Origin of the sequence: Acinetobacter amyesii, assembly GCF_023499985.1 — a bacterium.
In the GTDB taxonomy this organism is placed as follows: domain Bacteria; phylum Pseudomonadota; class Gammaproteobacteria; order Pseudomonadales; family Moraxellaceae; genus Acinetobacter; species Acinetobacter amyesii.
Map to the genome: position 1 here is coordinate 519,928 of NZ_JAMCOU010000013.1, position 20,328 is coordinate 540,255.

Consider the following 20,328-nt stretch of genomic DNA (forward strand, 5'->3'; position numbering starts at 1 on the left):
TAAACCTGAGGATTTTAAAATTTACTCAGTTTGCGACTGTCACAATGATTGTTTCAGATGCACTGCTAAATTTTTTGCTTTTACAAGTTATGAATTTTACATAACAGATCATTTGCAGGTTTTGCATTTTGCAAGGAGAGAAACATGCTGATTCTGACTCGTCGTGTCGGAGAAACATTAATGATTGGAGACCAAGTTAGCGTGACTGTACTTGGTGTTAAAGGTAATCAGGTTCGTATTGGCGTGAATGCTCCAAAAGAAGTATCTGTTCATCGTGAAGAAATTTACCAACGAATTCAACATGAACGCGCAATGCACGAACATCTCCAAAACATTGATCAAGAATATCAGCCATCTTTTGAAGAAACTGATTATTCCCAAAATAACTATAATCGCTAAGATTTAAGTTGTTTAAATCATAAAGCGGCTCATTAGGCCGCTTTAAATTTATCTAGAACATGCTTTTACTATAGACGTTCAACTAAGCTTTATTACTGCCCTTCTAAAACTTTACGTACGGGACCAAAACTGCGGCGATGTTCATCAATCACCCCATACTGCGCAATTGCTTCAAAGTGTGCTTTGGTTGGATAGCCCTTGTGTTTTGCAAAACCATACTGTGGATATTTTGCATCTAGCTCAACCATTTCGTGGTCTCGAGTCACTTTTGCCAAAATACTCGCAGCCGAAATTTCAGGATGAATCGCATCACCACCTACGACAGCATCACAGCTCATCGCTAAACCGGTTGGGACTTTATTACCATCGACCAATACGTGTTCTGGCTGCACACTGAGTTTTTCCACTGCACGACGCATTGCAAGTAATGATGCTTGCAAAATATTGATCTCATCAATTTCTTGTGCAGAACTTTCAGCAATCGCCCAAGCCAAGGCTTTTTCTTGAATCTCAATAAATAACTTTTCACGTTTTTTTTCAGTGAGTTTCTTAGAATCGTTTAAACCTTCAATCGGGTTATTTGGATCTAAAATGACAGCTGCCGCAACAACCGAACCCACCAATGGACCGCGACCCGCTTCATCTGCACCAGCAATTTTCATATATCTCTCACTCAAAATAAAATACGACCCTTAATTTGGATTTGCTAATACTCAGCAATACCAATGTCTGGGTCGTATAAAATGTTCTAAATCTTAGTTTTTAAATGTTTCGATCACGCAAGCATTTAAAGTATTTGTCACGATTTTAGCCGCAAGATTAGCTTGTGAAGTTTTATCCATTGCTGCTACAACCAAATCCGTTGCAGTCACGCTAGTTGTCGCTTTCTCGCCTACACATGAACAAACTTCAGTTTGTAGTTCAGATTTTTGAGTTTCTGTTAATAGTTTTGAACCTGTTTTCCAGTAGCTGTTGTTATTTAGCTCAGTCACGCATTTTGCTTGAACACCTACTTTAACAGCCATCATTGCCAAGCTGTTTGCTGAAGTTGTACCTGTAGATGTACTTGTACCTGTTGTACCAGTCGCAGCACATGCAGAAAGTACAAGCGCTAATGGCGCTAGAACAGCAACTAATTTTTTCACGAATATTTCCTTTGTTCTGTTAATTAACGCGCATATTGTGCCCCAAATCACACACCATCTGATATGACTATTTAAAATAAATTCGGTAGTTGTGTAGTTAATCATCAAAGCCTGTGTTGCATATTCACAACACAGTGTCCCGATTTTAAACGACGCATATTTTTGTGGTCTGTATTAGAATCTGCATAAGATTGGACGCTTAAATAATCAACATGAGCAATAACACACAATACTACACTCGAACAGCTCAGGTCTTACATTGGCTGATGGCGATCATATTCATCGTGGCATGGTTAATTGGCTTTTATAGTGGTAATTTTCTGAGTTATGACGTCGATGGTAGCTTTAAAGGGCAAGTCATTACCCTCCATAAAAATATTGCGACTACAATTATTTTTCTGGTGGTGATACGAATCTTTTGGCGCTATACCCACCCCACACCTGAATTACCTGACAGTATGTCATCCGGCATGAAAACCATGGCACATTTGGGTCATTTAGCACTTTATTTTGTACTACTGGCTTTACCTATTACAGGTTGCTTATTTAGTTGGAGCGCAGGTCACCCGGCCCCTGTCCTGTATTTGTTTGAAATACCACGCTTGGTCCAAGATAATCCTGAATTATTAGCCATCGTGAAACCGCTACATATTTGGATTTCTTGGGCAGCAGGATTGCTCTTAGTGGGTCATATTTTGGCAGCATTGAAACATCATTTTATTGATAAAGACCATGTGCTCAAAAGCATGACACGACAACCAAAACCCTAATAAAGACAAAATAAAGACAAAATAAAAGCCACATTATGTGGCTTTTATTGTGAGCATCATCTTTTAATTCAGCACTTGCTGAGCACAGCCACGCATACTATTCAAAACCGCTTTAGATATCAGTTTATTCTTTTCAGTTTCATTCACTGCAGCAGTCATCAGATCTTTTGCACCGATATCATCCATAGCATGCTCACTCACGCACTGACAAATCGCAGCTTGATTGTCTTTTTTCTGTTGAGCACTCATAAACAACGCAGCACCTTTCCAAATTTTAGAACTATTTAACTCTTGCGAGCATTGATATTCAATCACAGGCTTTAGCATACGCTGACTTAAACTTGATTTATCTGCACTAGCAGCGGATGAAATCAATACTGCGGCTAAAAATGTAATCGATGAGGCAAATATAGAGCGATTTGAATGAGAGAAAAGCATGATTTAAACATAAAAAAGGCAGTGAATATTCACTGCCTGACATTATACGCTGATTATAAATTCAACGCTTCAATCTTTTTAATCCAAGTTTGTTTTTCTGCATCTGAAATAAATGATGCTTCAAAAGAGTTAATTGCCAATTGCTTTAACTCAGCATCGCTTAAATCAAGCGCTTTGGTGATCGCAACAAAGTTATCATTCATATAGCCACCAAAATAAGATGGATCATCTGAATTGACAGTTACATGCACACCTTGTTGCAATAGACGGCGAATATTATGCTCAGCCATATCATTGACCACACAGAGCTTTAAATTACTCAGCGGGCAAACGGTTAATGGCATTTTCTCTGCAATTAAACGCTGCATTAAGACAGGATCTTCTTCTGAACGTACACCATGGTCAACACGATTTACTTTCAGTAGATCCAAGGCTTCCCATACGTATTCTGCTGGACCTTCTTCCCCTGCATGCGCAACGATAAGAAAACCTGCTTCACGTGCTTTAGCAAAAATACGTTCGAATTTTGATGGTGGATGACCCACTTCACTCGAGTCTAAACCGACACCAATAATTTGATCTTTATAAGGTAAAGCTTGTTCTAAGGTTGCAAATGCTGCGTCTTCAGATAAATGACGCAAGAAGCACATAATCAGATGTGAGCTAATGCCAAGTTTTGCTTTGGCATCTTTACAAGCGCGTTGTAAGCCATTCAAAACAGTTTCAAAAGCAACGCCACGGTCTGTATGGGTTTGTGGGTCGAAGAACATTTCGGTATGAACCACATGATCTTCTGCACATTTTTCAAAGTATGCCCATGCCAAATCATAAAAATCTTGCTCATGAATCAGTACATTTGCACCTGCATAATAAATGTCTAAAAAAGACTGTAAATTATGGAAGTTATACGCTTCTTTTAATTCTTCGACTGACTGATAAGGAATTGCAATATTGTTGCGTTGGGCAATTGCAAACATGAGTTCAGGCTCAAATGTCCCTTCAATATGCACATGTAGCTCTGCTTTTGGCAAAGCGCGAATCAGCTCAAGTTGATCCATCTCTTATCCTCATAAAAATAAAAAAGGGTGCAAACTGAGTTTACACCCTTTCGCTGTTTGACAGTATTAACCGCCAAATGCAGCAAATTTCAATGCCCAAAGTACAGCAATAATCCAGACCATATACGGTACAGTTTTCGCTTTACCCGTAAGCAATTTAACTAATGCATAGCTGATGAAGCCCATTGCAATACCGTCTGCAATTGAATACGTAAACGGCATAAACACAATTGTTAAGAATGCAGGGACTGCTTCAGTAATATCATCCCACTCAATATGAACGATACCTTGAATCATCAACACACCAACAAACAATAATGCTGGCGCAGTTGCAAAACCTGGTACAGACTGAGCAAGTGGTGCTAAGAACAATGCCAAAATAAACAATACAGCAACTACAACTGCAGTTAAACCTGTACGACCACCGGCAGCAACACCTGCTGATGATTCAATATAAGGCGTAGTCGAAGACGTACCCAATGCCGCACCCGCAACAATTGCAGATGAGTCTGCAAATAATGCTTTCTTCAAACGTGGTAATTTACCATCTTTTAATAAGCCTGCACGGTGTGATACACCGACCAATGTACCTGTAGAATCAAATAAATCGACCAAGAAGAATACAAAGATCACGCCAATCAAACTTGCGGTGAATAGACCTTCAAAGTTCATTTGCATGAATGTTGGAGCGATTGAAGGAATAGCACCTACAACACCTTTAAATTCGTTGAAGCCCAGCAGGGTTGAAATTGCAGTAATCACTAAAATACTGATGATGATTGCACCACGTACTTTGAAGTGATGCATAACCACAACCATCAAGAAGCCAAGTAAAGCCAACAAGACAGACGGCTGTTTTAAATCACCCAGACTGACCAGTGTTGCAGGGTTATCAACAATAATGCCGGCATTTTTCAAAGAAACCAGCGCAAGGAATAAACCAATACCGCCGCCGATCGCCAGTTTAAGCGACATTGGAATCGCATTGACAATCGCTTCACGGATTTTGAACATGCTGATAGCGATAAAAACAAGGCCAGAGACAAAAACAGCTGCTAAAGCAGTTTGCCATTCCACGCCCATACCCAAACATACAGAATAAGTAAAGTAAGCGTTTAAGCCCATACCGGGTGCTAAGGCAATTGGATAGTTAGCAACAAGACCCATCACCAAACAGCCAATGGCTGCTGCTAGACAAGTTGCGACAAAAACAGCGCCATGATCCATACCCGTTTCGGACAAAATCATTGGATTGACAATAATGATGTAACACATTGTCAAAAAAGTAGTTACACCTGCAATGACTTCTGTTTTGAAACTGGTTTTGTTTTCGCTCAGTTTAAACAGACGTTCAAGCATGTTCTCGGAAGATGGATTAGGAGTCGTCATGACCTAGCCCCTATGAAGTAAACTTTATGCATTTAAGCATTCCACAAAATTAATCATGTGATGTATTCATCATTAATTTTGTGTATGCCTAAGCAACGAATATGCCAATTCGACAGATTGTAGGCTTTAAAAAATCCTATTTTCAACAGCATACAACACAGTACAAATGTTGAAATTTGCAAACAAAAAAGCTGCATAAACCTATGCAGCTCCTCTATTTATGTCATTTAATTCGTATTTAATATCAATAAATACTGATCAAATTAATTTCGGCAAATTATAACACATTGATTTTTTAATGTTTCCACATTTTCATCGCTTTTCAATTTAGTAAATTTAAGATATTGTTTTATTTATAAAGTTTGAAATTATTATATGTAAAAATAAAATATCAATATTTAGACGAACTCTTCAAGATCATGCTTGAGCTCAATGCAGAAGCAGCAAGATTGATTTTTTTTAGCGCATATAAGGTGATGCGTTCAAATCATCATTGAACACCTGATTAATTTCTTGCTGTCGCTTTAACTCTGCATTTTTATAAACACTAAACCCTAAGAACACAATGCTAAGTATAAAAATTGGTATCAGTATTTTTTTCATAACAAAATTTTATTCATGTTTAAATATTTGGGTATAATAACAAAAAACTTAAACAAAAAAGTGACGTATTTCACAATTTTATATCTTATTAAGTCATTTAATAAGCTATTTGTTCGATCAATGTTAACTTTGTAATATATTTTAGACTGATAGACAAGATAATCGCTGAATGTTTTTTTAAATCCTTTTCCTCAAAAAGCCTCAAATTGTAGATCATTTCATATACGAAATTTAAAGCACGATCAATTTCACAGGCCCACCGTTACATCCCGAGTGAAGAAGATAAAAAAGCCGCTGACTTAAAAACAGCGGCTATTCATATTTTTTACAGATTCAAAATTTTCAATCTTGAACTTAAGCAGCTTGTTGCTCATCTCGCTTAAAGACCAATTCGCCCTTTAAGCTACTCTCAGCATCGAAATAATATCCATCGGTATTAAACGACTTGATATCTTCAATACGTTCAATTTTATTTTCCAACAAATAACGCGCCATTAGGCCACGTGCTTTTTTGGCATAGAAGCTGATGACTTTATATTTGCCGTTCTTTTGATCGAGAAAAACTGGCTTGATGATTTCGGCTTTAATTTTTGATTCTTTGACCGACTTATAGTATTCATCTGAAGCAATGTTGACCAAAAGTTCAGAGCCGGCTTTTTCCAAATCGTCATTGATGAGATTGGTGATGGTATTGTCCCAAAACTCGTATAGGTTATGTCCACGTGGATTTTGCAGCTTGGTCCCCATCTCTAAACGATATGGCATCATTAAATCAAGCGGACGCAATAAACCATAGAGACCCGAGAGCATACGCAAATGGGTTTGTGCATATTCAAGGTCTGAGTTTGTAAGTTTATAAGCATCTAAACCGGTATATACATCACCTTTAAAGGCAAAGATTGCTTGGCGTGCATTGGCAAAATCAAAATCAGGCTGCCAATCTCGGAAGCGCTCAACATTTAAAGTCGCAATTTTCTCACTGACACTCATCAAGCTTGAAATTTCACTTACCGACAATTTACGTGCGACTGAGATTAATTCTTCAGAATGATCTAATAGCCGTGGTTGAGTGAATTTTTCAGTCGGTAAAGCGGTTTCGTAATCTAAAGTTTTTGCTGGAGAAATTAAAGCGAGCATAAACATCCTGATTAATTTTTAATTAAACAAACTATAACAGTAGAGTATTTTCAAATCCAATCTGTGTTTTTGATAAACATAATCTGTAAACTATGCGACTCTCCCGCTTTCACATTTTAGTCATTATGTCAGAACAACTGTTCATTCAAGGGCCTGTTGGTCAGCTTGAAATTTTTGTTGATTATCCACAGGGTGAAGTGAAAGGATTCGCGGTAGTTACACACCCTCACCCATTGCAAGGTGGCACACCACAGCACAAAGTACCTGTGCTTTTAGCGCAAATGTTCTTAGAACGTGGCTATGTTGTCTATCGCCCAAGTTTCCGCGGCTCTGGCCAAAGTGCAGGAATACATGACGAAGGCAATGGTGAAACTAAAGACACTATGCAAGTCATTGAATTTGCTCGCAACCAACATCCGAACCTGCCATTTTATGCAGGCGGTTTTAGTTTCGGTGCAAATGTCATGACTAAATGCTATGCCCTTTTGCCTGTAGAATTACAGCCTGTACAGACTATTTTATGCGGTCTACCAACCACAACAGTTGCAGGTGTACGTCACTATGTGACACCACATATTAAGGGTGATATTTTATTTATTCATGGTGAAGAAGATAATGTCACACTGTTATCTGACTTGATTCAATGGGCCAAACCACAGCGCCATTTAATCACGGTTTTACCAGGTGCAAACCACTTCTTTACAGGTTATCTCAAACAGCTTCGTATCGCGATCTCACGCTTTTTAGTATAAAAAATACAAAAAAAATGAGTCAGCTTAACTGGCTCATTTTTCTTGCCTAGCGAACGCTCTATTCCCCCAATATTCCAGATAAACTGAACTACTCGCTTGTCGAGTTATCCATTTTTTTGCATTAGTGATCACAATTCGTTCAACATGTAATGACTTAAGCCTATGCTCGTTTAATTTTGATTACGCCTCAATTTTTTATCTAAAAACCAATTATTTACTTGTTTAAATAATCAACTACAGAAATAATACCCAGAAAAATTAAGATAAAATTTAGAGGGAAAAATGAAATTTATTGTTGCTGTGATTTTAAGTCTAAGCATTGCAGCTTTGGTTTATTATTTTAATTCAACCCCATCCACAACGACAAATTTGCCAGCGTCTACGGTTGCTGCGAACGATGGTCCCAAAGCCTATTTGACTGCGTCATACAAGATGAATGTCGATGGTCGTGATTTTAGCTTAAAAATGGTCTACGACTTTCCCAACAGCCAAGTGTGTGAAGCCCAACTCAACAGCACTGACACCATGAATATGATCTCAACCTTTAAGCAACGCTGTTCGAGTGACTCGGTGTGTAAAGAAGCTGAAATTTCATCTTGTTCATCTTTTACCGATCAAAAATATAAAGATATGCTCGATAAAAAATATCATGACACCCATTATATTTATTTAAGCGATAGCAAATTGACTGATCAACGTGGTGTGATCGTGTTTTGGGGACTCAATGAACAAGAGTCAGAAAAAATGTGTGACTATGTGAAAAAGAGCAATCGAACTATTAATCCAATCAATATTGAGTGTCTATAACGTTGTAAATACATTCCGTTAAAAAACAAAAAAGCAGCGATATGCTGCTTTTTGATGGATGATTTTTAATTCAATTTTTCAGATTACTTTGTCATTTGTTTCCATTGAAACTCACTATACGACTCTTCTTCTTTTAAACTGTTTTCGACCGCTTGAGCCAATTGGTTCAATAGACTTTGCTCGGTAATACGATCTAACCAATCTTGGTCTTCATCTGGATAAGAGGTAATTTCACAGACTAGACGACCTGATTCATCCTGCCCCTGACATGTCACTGAAAGTGGCAATTCATGTTGATCAACACTGACTGCAATCTGATCACCACTTTGCGATAACGTTTGAAAGCCATAACGCTCTAATTTATTTGCCAATAATTCAGCAACCTGAGTTTGCGTATCAGCACTGCTTTCAACTCGATTTGAATCGCTATGGGCGGTGAATTGTAGTTTTCTCATGTATCTATCCAAAGACATTCTTGTTGTATGGTTTTAGCATAAGCAATTAAAACCAAACAGCCAAGCATTTGCTTGGCTGTTGTTGAATAAATATACAAATTTAGTGAATTATTTATTCACTTACCGCAATCGTTAAACCGGCTTGAGTCGCTAGCTCTGTAAATGTCGGGAAGCTGGTCGCAACAGTTTCTGTACCCACGATATTTATTTCACCCGAAGTACGTAAACCTGCCATTGAGAAGCTCATTGCAATACGGTGGTCATGATGTGATTCGATTTCACCACCTGTGAAGATTGCACCCCACTCACCCGCTTTGCCTTGACCTTCAATGATGATACCGTCCTCGGTTGGCGTACAGTCGATACCCATAATTTTTAGGCCATCTGCCATCACTTGAATACGATCCGACTCTTTCACTCGAAGTTCAGCTGCACCAGTCAAAATGGTTTGACCCTCTGCACATGCAGCAGCAATAAATAACGCTGGGAATTCATCAATCGCCAATGGCACTTGATCTTCTGGCATATGAATGCCTTTGAGTGTACGTGAACCACGAATACGAATATCTGCAATCGGCTCACCGCCAGCGATACGTTCATTTTCAACAGTCAGGTCAGCACCCATCTGTTTTAAAATTTCGATTACACCTGTACGTGTTGGATTAATGCCGACCGCTTCAAGTGTGACATCTGAACCTTCAGTAATCGCTGCACCCACCATAAAGAATGCTGCAGATGAAATGTCAGAGGGTACTTGGATATCCGTACCGACTAACTTGCCACCACCTTGAAGTGAAATGCGGTTGCCTTCTGTTTTCACGTCATAACCAAATGCACGAAGCATACGCTCTGAATGGTCACGTGTCGGTTCTGGCTCAGTGACAACCGTCTCACCTTCCGCCCAAAGACCTGCCAACAAAATACCAGATTTTACTTGTGCAGATGCCATTGGTAAGTCGTAGTGAATACCTTTAAGGTTTTGACCTCCAGAAATAGACACGGGCGGCGTACCACGCTCACCTGTGGTTTGAATTTGCGCACCCATTTCACGTAATGGTTTTGCAATACGTTCCATTGGACGTTTTGATAATGACGCATCACCCGTCATCACCGAATCAAACTTTTGTGCCGACAACATGCCTGAAAGCAAGCGCATGGAAGTGCCTGAGTTCCCCATATACAAAGCGCCTGCAGGTGCTTTTAAACCATGCATGCCTACACCATGAATGGTAACTTCGCCATTTTTAGGGCCTTCAATACTCACACCCATATCGCGGAATGCTTGGAGAGTTGCCAAGGCATCTTCACCTTCAAGGAAACCAGTGACATGCGTTGTGCCTTCTGCAATAGCACCAAACATGATAGAGCGATGTGACACAGATTTATCACCTGGCACAGTAAATTTACCTTGGAATTGCTTTGGACCCGGTAAAATTTTGAATTGCTGTGTCGTCACTTTATTTTTCTCCATCAGTGGTTTCTTTGCGAGCATGTGATTGAAATGTTGGCGTGCCGCTTGTGCATGCCCCAACAGTCCCATCAACGCTTGTGAGTTTTCATCTTCAATCAGTTTGCGAAGAATAGCCAATTGTTTTTCAAAGCCATCCACCGCATTTAAAATTGCCTTTTTATTGGCAAAAAAGATGTCATGCCACATATGTGGGTCGCTTGCAGCAATGCGTGAGAAATCACGAAAACCGCCAGCGGCATAACGGAAAATATCTAAATTGTCTTCTCGGTTCGCAAGTTGCTCAACCAAGTTAAAAGCCATCAAATGCGGAAGATGACTGGTATGGGCCAACACTTCATCGTGTTTTTCCACATCCATACAAATTACTTCCGCTTTGGCAGCTTGCCACAATTGAATTAGTTTCTCTACAGCCCAATCTGCACTGCTAGGTAATGGTGTCAAAATCACTTTGTGATTAGCAAATAAATCTACCTTACCTGCATGCACACCTGTTAGTTCAGCCCCAGCAATCGGATGCCCCGGTACAAAACCAGCAGGTAATTGCTCACCATAGACTGCTTTCGCTGCATCAACGACATTGCCTTTGGTACTCCCAACATCGGTAATAATCGTCTGTTCGGATAGATAAGGCTTTATCGCTTCAAGGACTTTTTGTGTCGCACGTACAGGCAAAGCCAAGACAACGAGATCTGCACCTTTGACCGCTTCAGCAGGATCGCTATAACCCTGCTGAATAAGCCCTAAAGCTTTTGCATCTTCTAAAGTTTTTTGTGAACGCGTAGACGCTACAATTTCCTTAGCTAAACCTTCAGCAATCATGACGCGAGCTAGGCTTGAGCCAATCAGCCCAAGCCCAATAAAAGCAACTTTTTCAAATAGTGGCACAGACATGACTTAAGCTTTAGCCTCTAAGCCCAAAACTTTAGCCAATGCAGCTAAGAATTTAGCATTTTCAGCTTCAGTCCCAATTGATACACGTAAATGCTCAGGGATACCAACTGGACGAACAATCACACCTTCTTTTAATAAAGCATTGAACGTCTGTGCAGGATCTGCATTTACATTTACTAAAATGAAGTTCGCACGTGAAGGCACATACGCTAAACCTAAAGCATCAAAGCCTGACTCAAGTTGTGCCATACCCGCTTTGTTCACTACGCGTGATTTTTCAATAAACGCTTCATCTTTAAGTGCAGCAACTGCAGCCACCATCGCAAGATGGTTCACGTTAAATGGTTGACGAATACGATTGAGGAAATCCGTCACTTCAACTGAAGCCAAAGCAAACCCAACACGTAGTGCAGCCAAGCCATAGCATTTTGACATGGTACGGCTAACGATTAAGTTTGCGTATTGATCTAAGAATTTCAAGCTGTTGAAGTTTTCTGGGAAATATTCCACATAGGCTTCATCTAAAACCACGATCACATTTGCAGGTACTTTTTGCATGAACGCTTCAAATTCAGCTTCTTCAAACCATGTACCTGTTGGATTATTTGGGTTCGCAATAAAAATCAATTTAGTATTGTCTTTGATTGCCGCAGCCATTGCATCTAGGTCATGTGAAAAACCTTTTGCAGGCACTTCAATCGCTTCAGCATTAATCGCTTGAGTAACCAGACCATACACAGCAAATGCGTGTTGGCTATACACCACAGAGTCTTGCTCTGAAACAAAAGCACGAGCAAAAATTTCTAGAAGATCGTTTGAACCATTACCCAACGTAATGCGGTCATGTGCAATACCAAATTGTTTTTCAACTTGGTCTTTCAAAATAAAACCGCCACCATCCGGATATCGACCAATTTCTGCAAGTTCAGCAGCAACCGCTTCTTTCACTTTGTCAGAACAACCCAATGGGTTTTCATTTGATGCGAGTTTTACGATATCTGTAATACCCAACTCACGCTCAAGTTCACTAATTGGTTTACCTGGTTGGTAAGGCTTTAGCTTTGCAATGCCTTCATTGGCTGGGACAAACGTCATTTTACACTTCCAGTTTTTTCAAATGATGAAGGTGATCAACTCCTGATGGAATTGATCACAGTTGTGATCTTAAAGAACAGCAATCGGATATGAACCCAATACACGAATTTCTTTTACTAACGGACGAATTTCTTCAATTGCCGCTTTCACGTTTTCTTGCTCAACATGACCTTCCAAGTCCACAAAGAATACATAAGCCCATTTTTCTGGTAATGCAGGACGTGTTTCGATACTTGTTAAGCTAATATTATGCTTGGCAAACGGCGCAAGAATTTCAAGCAACGCCCCTGCACGGTCATGCGCAGAAATCAACAATGAAGTTTTATCATTGCCCGATTGCGGTACTTTCTCACGACCAATCACCAAGAAACGAGTAGTATTTTCAGGATTGTCTTCAATATTGCTATGCAAAATTTCAAGGTTGTAAATGTTCGCAGCGACTTCAGAAGCAATTGCTGCTGAGTGCCATTCATTGCGAATACGGCGTGCAGCTTCTGCATTTGAACTGAGTGCAACACGTTCTACACCCGGATAATGTGCATCTAACCAACCACGGCATTGCGCCAAAGTTTGTTGATGAGCATAAATTTGTTTAATGCTGTCTTTACGTGTGTTTTCAGACACTAGGAACTGGTGATGAATACGCAGCTCCACTTCACCAATAACATTCAGATGTGAAGATTTGAAGCAATCTAAAGTGTGGTTCACTACACCTTCAGATGAGTTCTCTACAGGCACAAGACCATAGTGCGCACTGCCTGCTTCTACTTCGCGGAATACTTCATCAATCGTTGGAAGAGGGCGAACAACAGCGTCTTGACCGAAATGTTTTAAAACAGCCGAATGCGTATAAGTTCCGACTGGACCTAAAAACGCAATACTTTGCGGCGCTTCCAGGGCTAAACAAGCCGACATGATCTCACGGAATAAACGTGCCATTGTCACATCAGACAATGGGCCTTCGTTACGATCCATAACTTTACGTAAAACTTGCGCTTCACGTTCAGGACGATAAAACAATGGATTCTCTTCTGCAGCAAATTTTGCTTTTGCCACAGCTTCTGCTAGTTTCGCACGACGATTGATAAGTTGTTGAATCTGCATATCAACAGAGTCGATATCTTCACGAATTTGAGCTAAGTCCAGAGAAGTCGGAGTGTTTTGATCATCGTTGATCATTGTTATGTCGCCCTTCAAAAAAATTTTGCAAACAGTATAACAATAGTTAGCTTTCAAATGTTGCGCAATACGACTTTGATGGTTTCAGCCTTAAAAACATACAGTTGATTAAAGCTTCATCAGCTTAACTTAAGAGCCAAAACAGCCAAACTGATAGGTAAAGCCATAATTAAGACAAATCTTACCTTTTGACGGCTTTATTGATCATTCATCTTGAGCAGCACAATAAATAGACCTTCTCTTTTCCTCCAAATTTGCATCAGATCCATCCCCTTGTATAAGCCCATCAATCAGTTTATTTCATTGGTCATTGCAGTTTTAAATTTTGCTCTCAATACCTGTAGCAAAATAAAAAATTCTAAACTTGGTTTTCATGGCATAGAAATAATTTGAAACTTAAAGATGATCTATATAAACACTTGGTCATTGATCGTTTTTTCAGTGACTTAATAGGCACTTTCATCTAGTGTTTACAGTCATTGACGCATTTATTACAAAAGACACAGGTAATTTTTTTCGTTGCTTTGTAGTCTAAATATCAGAAAAAAAATAACAGACCCATAGGTACAAGTATGCACAAGAAAATTGCAGTGTTAGTGACCTACGATTTTGAAGATATTGAATACCTTGAGCCTGTGGAGGCCTTTCGAGCCGCTCGGCACAGCATTATCAATGTCGAAGATCAGGTTGGAAAAATCGTTCACGGCATGAAACGCCGTTCCCAGATCACCATTGACCAGAGTATCGACGACGCCTCTGTACATGATTTTGATGCCTTGTTTATTCCCGGCGGTTATTCCCCCGAAAAACTCGCTTTAGACGACCGTTTTATCTATTTTGTACGTAATTTTGCAGATAGCCAAAAGCCGATCTTGAGCAGTTGCCATGGTCCACAGTTGTTATTAGAAGCTGGTGTCATACAAGGTCGCCATTTCGCCCAATCTGAAACGCTGAAATCTGCTTTACTAAACGCAGGTGTGGTGGTGTCGGATCAATCGGTCGTGAATGATAATAACCTATATATATCGTCTCGCAGTACTTTAGATACACCAGAATTTATTGAAGTCTGTCTGCAAGTTTTGGGGCAACCGTCATTATCATAGGTTTCAAAATATTCACGCAAAATTAAACACACAATCTAATTCAAATAAGCAAATCTATAGAAAAATATCCTCAAAAAAATAGCGAAGTCTTCACTTCGCTATTTAAATTTCAGCCTGATAAATTGTTTATCGACCTAAAATACTTCGTGCCACGATTTCTTTCATAATTTCATTGGTGCCACCGTAGATTTGCTGAATACGTGCATCAACAAAGAAACGTGAAATTGGATATTCGGTCATATAACCATAGCCACCAAATAATTGAAGTAGATTATGGGCCACTTTCATTTGCATATCGGTAGAAAAGCTCTTGAGTGCTGCTGCAGTTTCAACATCAAGTTTGCCTTGCATATAAAGTTCAACATTTTGATTATAAAATGCCGCTGTAGCCAATTCGTCAATCTTAGCCTGTGCCAAGACAAAACGAGTATTTTGGAACTGTCCGATCGCCTGTCCGAACGCTTGTCGCTCTTTAACATACTGCGTTGCCACATCAATGGAACCACGAATCGCACCAATTGCAGTCGAGGCAATTGCGGTACGTTCACGCGGTAACTCTTGCATCAAGTAAGCAAAGCCTTGTCCAGCTTGACCCAAAAGTTGCTCTTTTGGCACTTTGACGTTGTCATAAAACAACTCTGAAGTGTCTTGCGCATGCAGCCCAATTTTGTCGAGGTTGGTACCTTTCTTAAATCCATCCAAATGTGTATCGACTAAAAGTAATGACACACCTTTGGCACGTGCTTGTGGATCAGTTTTCGCAGCCAATACCACAAGGTCTGCATGTTGACCATTTGAAATAAAAGTTTTCGAGCCATTGAGTAGATAATAATCGCCCTGCAAAATTGCACTACTGCGCATAGACTGCAAGTCCGAACCTGCTCCCGGCTCTGTCATACCAATAGCACCGACCACCTCACCTGTGACCATTTTCGGTAACCAATATTGTTTTTGTTCTTCTGAACCAATGTGCAAAATATAAGGCGCTGCAATTTCAGAATGGCATGAAATACCTGTCGATAATGCACTAAAACCTGCGCGTGCAGACTCTTCAACTAGCATCAGTGAATAATGCGTTGGGACACCATAGCCGCCATATTCTTCAGGCACATCCACACATAAAAAGCCATTTTCACCCAAAGCATTCCATACTGAACGCGGCATAATGCCTTCACGTTCCCATTGCTCATAATGTGGTGCGACATGCTCTGCCATAAAGCGGCGAAAGTTATCTCGAAATAATTCTAAGTCTGCATCATAAGCTAGCATGTGTTTCTTCCTTGGTTGAGTTTGTTATTTTGTTGAGCTCCATCCTATTGCAGTTTAGAACAGCCGTCATGCCTAAAAACTAAAGCGTTCAAATTTGGCTTTGCCCTTGCATTAAAAAAGGAAGCCGAAGCTTCCTTTTTAATTACATCTTTTACATCACAGCATCATCCTTAGGCATGATGTGCGTTGCCTTCTTCTTGCATCTGACGGTCAATTTCTTCAGGGTTTGCCAAAGCAAAATCCAGTTTTTCTTTGTCTAATTGACCCACCCATTTCGCAACCACAATCGTTGCCAAAGAGTTACCTACAAGGTTGGTTAATGCACGTGCTTCTGACATGAAACGGTCAATACCAAGAATTAATGCCAAACCTGCAACAGGAATATGACCCACAGCAGACAATGTTGCAGCCATCACAATAAAGCCTGAACCCGTCACACCCGCAGCACCCTTAGATGAAATGAGTAGAACCAACAACAACGTGATCTGATGCGAAATATCAAGCGGTGTATTGGTGGCTTGTGCAATAAAGATTGCTGCCATGGTCAGGTAAATAGACGTACCATCTAGGTTAAATGAATAACCTGTTGGAATAACAAGACCCACTACAGATTTTTCTGCACCAGCAAGTTCGAGTTTTCTCAACATACGTGGCAGTACAGATTCAGAAGATGACGTACCCAGTACGATCAGTAACTCTTCGCGAATCATGCGAATCATTTTCAAAATACTGAAACCGCAAATACGTGCAATTGAGCCAAGTATAATGAAAATAAACAGCAAACATGTGATATAGAAGCAGATGATCAATTGACCCAATTGTGCCAAACTACCAATACCATATTTACCAATGGTATAAGCCATCGCACCGAAAGCACCAATTGGTGCAAGCTTCATGATCATGTTTACAATGTTAAAGAATACATGTGCAATTTGATCAATAAACTTCAATACAGGCTTACCTGCATCACCAAGTTTATGCAAAGCAAAACCAAATAATAAGGCAAATAATAGGACTTGAAGAATTTCACCCTCGGCAAACGCACCAACAACGGTGTTTGGGATGATATTCATAAAAAATTCTTGGGTAGATTGTGCTGCACCAGATTCAACATATTTAGAAATACCTGAAGTATCTAAAGATGCTGGATCTACGTTCATGCCTACACCTGGTTTTGCAATATTAATCACTGCAAGACCAATAATGAGTGCGATGGTCGAAACGATTTCGAAGTATAGTAAAGCGACCCCACCTGTTTTACCCACAGATTTCATGCTTTCCATGCCTGCAATACCACTCACTACGGTACAGAAGATCACAGGTGCAATAATCATTTTAATTAGCTTAATGAAACCTTGTCCTAGTGGATAGAACAATTCACCCCAGCCTTTTACGTATTGCTCGGTACCATTGATGATTTGCGTACCACTTGGTGAGAAATGACCCACCAATACACCCGCAATAATGGCAACGATCACTTGAAAATATAGTGACTTATAAATTGGTTTTTTAGCCATGACATTACTTCACGATATATTTCTGCTTCAAAGAAATATTCAGTTTTTGTCTATTTTCAAAAAATAAACATCCCAAAACCCCTTTGTCTTCGACAAAAGAGCACCAAAGGTATTTGACTTAGCCAAATACAGAAAAACGAAATATGTATGGTGATTAAATAATCACATCAGGACCTGATATAGAATCAGTGCATTGATCAGGAGATGAAACACATACTAAAGTAGGTTAAATTTTACCTGTTTTTTAATGGCTTGTTCTGCCACAAATGTTAATTTCGGTTAAATAATAGACCGAGATCATTAGACTATAGTCTAAAGACTGCATTTTTTACGCCCATTATCAGGCTGAAAAATACCAACTATAGAAGTAAACTATCCTTAAGTCCTAATTTTAAGCCCAGTATTTGCATGAACAATAAACGAAATATTTACAAAGATTTTGAACATCCTTTTGCGCAATTTGTCCGTATCGTGGGTAAAGGCAAAAATGGTGCACGTTCGCTCACTTATGATGAAGCCTACCAAGCATTCAGCATGATCTTAAAAGATGAGGTTTTAGACGTTCAATTGGGCGCTTTCTTGATGTTATTGCGTGTAAAAGAAGAGTCAGTCGATGAACTCACTGGCTTTGTCCAAGCCACACGTGATCAGCTCAAGTTTAAAAAACTTGATGTCGATTTAGATTGGTCATCTTATGCAGGTAAACGCAAACATTATCCTTGGTTTTTATTGGCCGCATTAACGCTAGCAAAACACGGCTACAATGTCGTAATGCATGGCGCTTCAGGTCATACCATTAACCGCCTTTATACAGAACAAGTATTAGAGTATTTGGGTTTTCCTATTTGCCAAAATGATACAGATGTGGAACAGCAACTAATACAACGTCATTTTGCTTATATTCCGCTCGACGTCATTTCACCAATACTTAGTGATTTAATTTCACTGCGCAATGTGATGGGTTTACGTTCCCCAATTCACACCCTTGCGCGTCTGATTAACCCATTTAATGCCAAAGCCACCATGCAAGCTATTTTCCATCCAGCCTATCGTGGATCACACCAACGTGCGGCATTTCAATTGGGTTATCAAAATAGTGCTGTCATTAAGGGTGAAGGTGGTGAATTCGAACGTAATCCCGATGCAAAAACATTAATTTGTGGTATCAAGGATGGTGAAATGTATGAACATGAATTGCCTAAACTGACGGACAACCGCAGCCCAGTCGAAGAAGAACTTGATTTGGCCATTTTTAAAGCCGTGTGGGACGGTCAGCAGGCACATGAATATGGTGAAATCGCGGTCACCGAAACCATGGGAATCGCACTGTATACCATGGGTGCCATCGCAAGTTTTGATGAAGCAGTGCAAACTGCCAAAACCATGTGGGCAAATCGTCACGCTTAAATAAGCAGATATGAAGCAACAAATTTAGGTATGCATCAGCTAATAAAAAAGCCAGCATTAAGCTGGCTTTTTCAATCAGAAAGAAAAAGGATTATACGAAACGAATCGGCTTGAACTCAGGTTCTTCCACATGTGAGTCGCAATGCTCATCTTCTTCTTTGGTCCCGCGGTCGATATAACCACTACGCTCATCTTCTGGCAAATGTTTAATTTCCCATGCATACACCGCTTGCATACAAATTTGACGTTGTTCTTGAGTCAGCGCTACACCATTTGGCCATTTACCAATTTCAATTGCCGTTTTTAATCGACCAACAATTTCAGGATCGAGTACGGCAAGCATCTGTTCAATATTCATAATTAATCCTGCTTTAATGAGTCAAAATCTTGGTTCCAGCCTAGCTTGGTACGACATGCCATATAGAAGTCATAACCAGGTGGATGTAATAAGTTGAGCTTAAATGGATGTTTGCGGATATGTAAACTATCGCCTACACCCAATGATACACTGTGTTGACCATCGGCACTGACCATTGGTAGAACACGATTTTCACGAATCAAAATTTTAATTTCGCTTTGTCCACCTACGACAATCGGCCGTGATGACAAAGTATGTGGATGCATTGGCACTAAGGCAATCGCATCCATACTTGGGTGGACAATCGGACCACCACCAGATAATGCATAAGCTGTAGAGCCGGTTGGCGTGGAAACAATTAAACCATCACTGTGTTGGCGGTATACATATTGCCCATCAATATTCAGTTCAAAGTCGATCATGTGTACCGATTTACCCGAGTGCAGCACAATATCATTTAAAGCCACAGCATCATAAATCGACTCACCTTTTGAGCGAATTTCCATTTCCAGCAAGAAACGTCGGTCTAGCTGAAACTCGCCTTTGAGCACTTGATCTAACTTGAAAATCACTTCTGTCGGTTTGATATCGGTCAGGAAGCCCAAACGACCACGGTTCACCCCAATCACAGGAGTATTATATTTCACCAAGGCACGTGCAGCATGAAGCAATGAACCATCACCGCCGACTACGATCACCAAATCGACGACTTCACCCAATAAATTACGGCTAACCGTCTGAGTATTATTATAGGGAACAAGCTGCGCTGTTTGCGTATCAAATACAGGATGTAATCCCAAACTCAAAATATGATCGTGGATCAAACATAGGGTTTCGATCACTGATGATTTGTCTGGACGACCAATCAACCCAATGTTTCGAAATGATTTATGTGAAATTTGCACCTGCGCTTTTGCTCCGCTTCGCCTCATTGGTATCATATCACTAACAGAAATGATTTAAAAAAACTTTAAAGTTTCGACTTTAGTGAAGTAGCTTCCAATATTTTGCATACATATAACAGTTTAAATATTGCAAAATACTGAAAAGCTTCGCATGATTAGCAAAATTTCTCAGGGTCTTAT

Annotated in this window: 20 protein-coding genes; 6 read left to right on the forward strand and 14 right to left on the reverse strand. The window is 39.9% G+C overall.

Translation table 11 applies throughout. The features are described 5' to 3' along the window. The first annotated feature begins 144 nt into the window (after nucleotides 1–144). Complete coding sequence (gene csrA, locus M5F03_RS04050) at nucleotides 145–399, forward strand: carbon storage regulator CsrA (RefSeq protein ID WP_078189080.1); 255 nt, start codon at nucleotides 145–147, stop codon at nucleotides 397–399. 92 nt (nucleotides 400–491) lie between these two features. Here csrA and rnhB read toward each other — a convergent pair whose 3' ends face one another. Both rnhB and M5F03_RS04060 read right to left on the reverse strand, forming a co-directional pair. Continuing rightward, on the reverse strand, nucleotides 492–1,061 hold the full coding sequence (rnhB, locus tag M5F03_RS04055; protein ID WP_111885320.1) for a ribonuclease HII: 570 nt from the start codon (nucleotides 1,059–1,061) through the stop codon (nucleotides 492–494). A gap of 93 nt (nucleotides 1,062–1,154) precedes the next feature. Then, the gene (locus M5F03_RS04060; RefSeq protein ID WP_078189082.1) at nucleotides 1,155–1,544 is read right to left on the reverse strand and encodes a hypothetical protein; all 390 of its coding nucleotides are present in this window, start codon (nucleotides 1,542–1,544) and stop codon (nucleotides 1,155–1,157) included. A 212-nt stretch (nucleotides 1,545–1,756) separates the two neighbouring features. Here M5F03_RS04060 and M5F03_RS04065 point away from each other — a divergent pair, with 212 nt between their 5' ends. Next, nucleotides 1,757–2,314, forward strand: a complete 558-nt coding sequence (locus M5F03_RS04065; RefSeq protein WP_249706754.1) for a cytochrome b — start codon at nucleotides 1,757–1,759, stop codon at nucleotides 2,312–2,314. A 63-nt stretch (nucleotides 2,315–2,377) separates the two neighbouring features. Here the strand turns inward: M5F03_RS04065 and M5F03_RS04070 are convergent, their stop codons facing one another. From M5F03_RS04070 to yaaA, 4 genes are all read right to left on the reverse strand, one after another. Further along, entirely contained in the window at nucleotides 2,378–2,752 is a 375-nt protein-coding gene (locus M5F03_RS04070; protein WP_111885321.1) for a hypothetical protein, read from the reverse strand. Nucleotides 2,753–2,805: 53 nt separating this feature from the next. After that, nucleotides 2,806–3,810: an adenosine deaminase gene (locus M5F03_RS04075; RefSeq protein WP_249706755.1), complete on the reverse strand. Its 1,005-nt coding sequence runs from the start codon at nucleotides 3,808–3,810 to the stop codon at nucleotides 2,806–2,808. Between the two features lie 66 nt (nucleotides 3,811–3,876). Continuing rightward, nucleotides 3,877–5,199: an NCS2 family permease gene (locus tag M5F03_RS04080; RefSeq protein ID WP_078189086.1), complete on the reverse strand. Its 1,323-nt coding sequence runs from the start codon at nucleotides 5,197–5,199 to the stop codon at nucleotides 3,877–3,879. A gap of 957 nt (nucleotides 5,200–6,156) precedes the next feature. Then, on the reverse strand, nucleotides 6,157–6,939 hold the full coding sequence (gene yaaA, locus M5F03_RS04085) for a peroxide stress protein YaaA (protein ID WP_180115325.1): 783 nt from the start codon (nucleotides 6,937–6,939) through the stop codon (nucleotides 6,157–6,159). 125 nt (nucleotides 6,940–7,064) lie between these two features. Here yaaA and M5F03_RS04090 point away from each other — a divergent pair, with 125 nt between their 5' ends. Together M5F03_RS04090 and M5F03_RS04095 are read left to right on the forward strand one after the other, a co-directional pair. Next, the gene (locus M5F03_RS04090) at nucleotides 7,065–7,691 is read left to right on the forward strand and encodes an alpha/beta hydrolase (RefSeq protein ID WP_111885325.1); all 627 of its coding nucleotides are present in this window, start codon (nucleotides 7,065–7,067) and stop codon (nucleotides 7,689–7,691) included. Between the two features lie 282 nt (nucleotides 7,692–7,973). Next, nucleotides 7,974–8,498, forward strand: coding sequence for a hypothetical protein (locus M5F03_RS04095; RefSeq protein WP_078194408.1), 525 nt, complete (start codon nucleotides 7,974–7,976; stop codon nucleotides 8,496–8,498). A gap of 83 nt (nucleotides 8,499–8,581) precedes the next feature. Here M5F03_RS04095 and M5F03_RS04100 read toward each other — a convergent pair whose 3' ends face one another. The 4 genes from M5F03_RS04100 to pheA form a co-directional block, all read right to left on the reverse strand. Further along, entirely contained in the window at nucleotides 8,582–8,953 is a 372-nt protein-coding gene (locus M5F03_RS04100) for a hypothetical protein (protein ID WP_180005242.1), read from the reverse strand. 112 nt (nucleotides 8,954–9,065) lie between these two features. Beyond that, on the reverse strand, nucleotides 9,066–11,315 hold the full coding sequence (locus M5F03_RS04105; protein ID WP_180009483.1) for a bifunctional prephenate dehydrogenase/3-phosphoshikimate 1-carboxyvinyltransferase: 2,250 nt from the start codon (nucleotides 11,313–11,315) through the stop codon (nucleotides 9,066–9,068). A 3-nt stretch (nucleotides 11,316–11,318) separates the two neighbouring features. Next, nucleotides 11,319–12,410: a histidinol-phosphate transaminase gene (gene hisC / locus M5F03_RS04110; RefSeq protein WP_180107967.1), complete on the reverse strand. Its 1,092-nt coding sequence runs from the start codon at nucleotides 12,408–12,410 to the stop codon at nucleotides 11,319–11,321. Nucleotides 12,411–12,479: 69 nt separating this feature from the next. Then, entirely contained in the window at nucleotides 12,480–13,589 is a 1,110-nt protein-coding gene (gene pheA / locus M5F03_RS04115) for a prephenate dehydratase (protein ID WP_078194414.1), read from the reverse strand. A gap of 572 nt (nucleotides 13,590–14,161) precedes the next feature. On the opposite strand from pheA, the gene M5F03_RS04120 reads away from it, so the two are divergent. Then, on the forward strand, nucleotides 14,162–14,692 hold the full coding sequence (locus tag M5F03_RS04120) for a DJ-1/PfpI family protein (RefSeq protein WP_249706756.1): 531 nt from the start codon (nucleotides 14,162–14,164) through the stop codon (nucleotides 14,690–14,692). A 126-nt stretch (nucleotides 14,693–14,818) separates the two neighbouring features. On the opposite strand, the gene M5F03_RS04125 is transcribed toward M5F03_RS04120, so the two are convergent. Both M5F03_RS04125 and M5F03_RS04130 read right to left on the reverse strand, forming a co-directional pair. Next, a complete protein-coding gene (locus M5F03_RS04125; RefSeq protein ID WP_111885331.1) occupies nucleotides 14,819–15,961 on the reverse strand; it encodes an acyl-CoA dehydrogenase family protein in 1,143 nt (380 codons plus the stop codon). Between the two features lie 170 nt (nucleotides 15,962–16,131). Then, nucleotides 16,132–17,478: a dicarboxylate/amino acid:cation symporter gene (locus tag M5F03_RS04130; protein WP_249683186.1), complete on the reverse strand. Its 1,347-nt coding sequence runs from the start codon at nucleotides 17,476–17,478 to the stop codon at nucleotides 16,132–16,134. Between the two features lie 408 nt (nucleotides 17,479–17,886). On the opposite strand from M5F03_RS04130, the gene M5F03_RS04135 reads away from it, so the two are divergent. Continuing rightward, nucleotides 17,887–18,885, forward strand: a complete 999-nt coding sequence (locus tag M5F03_RS04135) for a glycosyl transferase family protein (protein WP_249706766.1) — start codon at nucleotides 17,887–17,889, stop codon at nucleotides 18,883–18,885. Nucleotides 18,886–18,976: 91 nt separating this feature from the next. On the opposite strand, the gene M5F03_RS04140 is transcribed toward M5F03_RS04135, so the two are convergent. Then, a complete protein-coding gene (locus M5F03_RS04140) occupies nucleotides 18,977–19,243 on the reverse strand; it encodes a YeaC family protein (protein ID WP_078189099.1) in 267 nt (88 codons plus the stop codon). Nucleotides 19,244–19,245: 2 nt separating this feature from the next. Further along, nucleotides 19,246–20,184: an NAD(+) kinase gene (locus tag M5F03_RS04145; protein ID WP_078189100.1), complete on the reverse strand. Its 939-nt coding sequence runs from the start codon at nucleotides 20,182–20,184 to the stop codon at nucleotides 19,246–19,248. Between the last annotated feature and the right edge of the window lie 144 nt (nucleotides 20,185–20,328).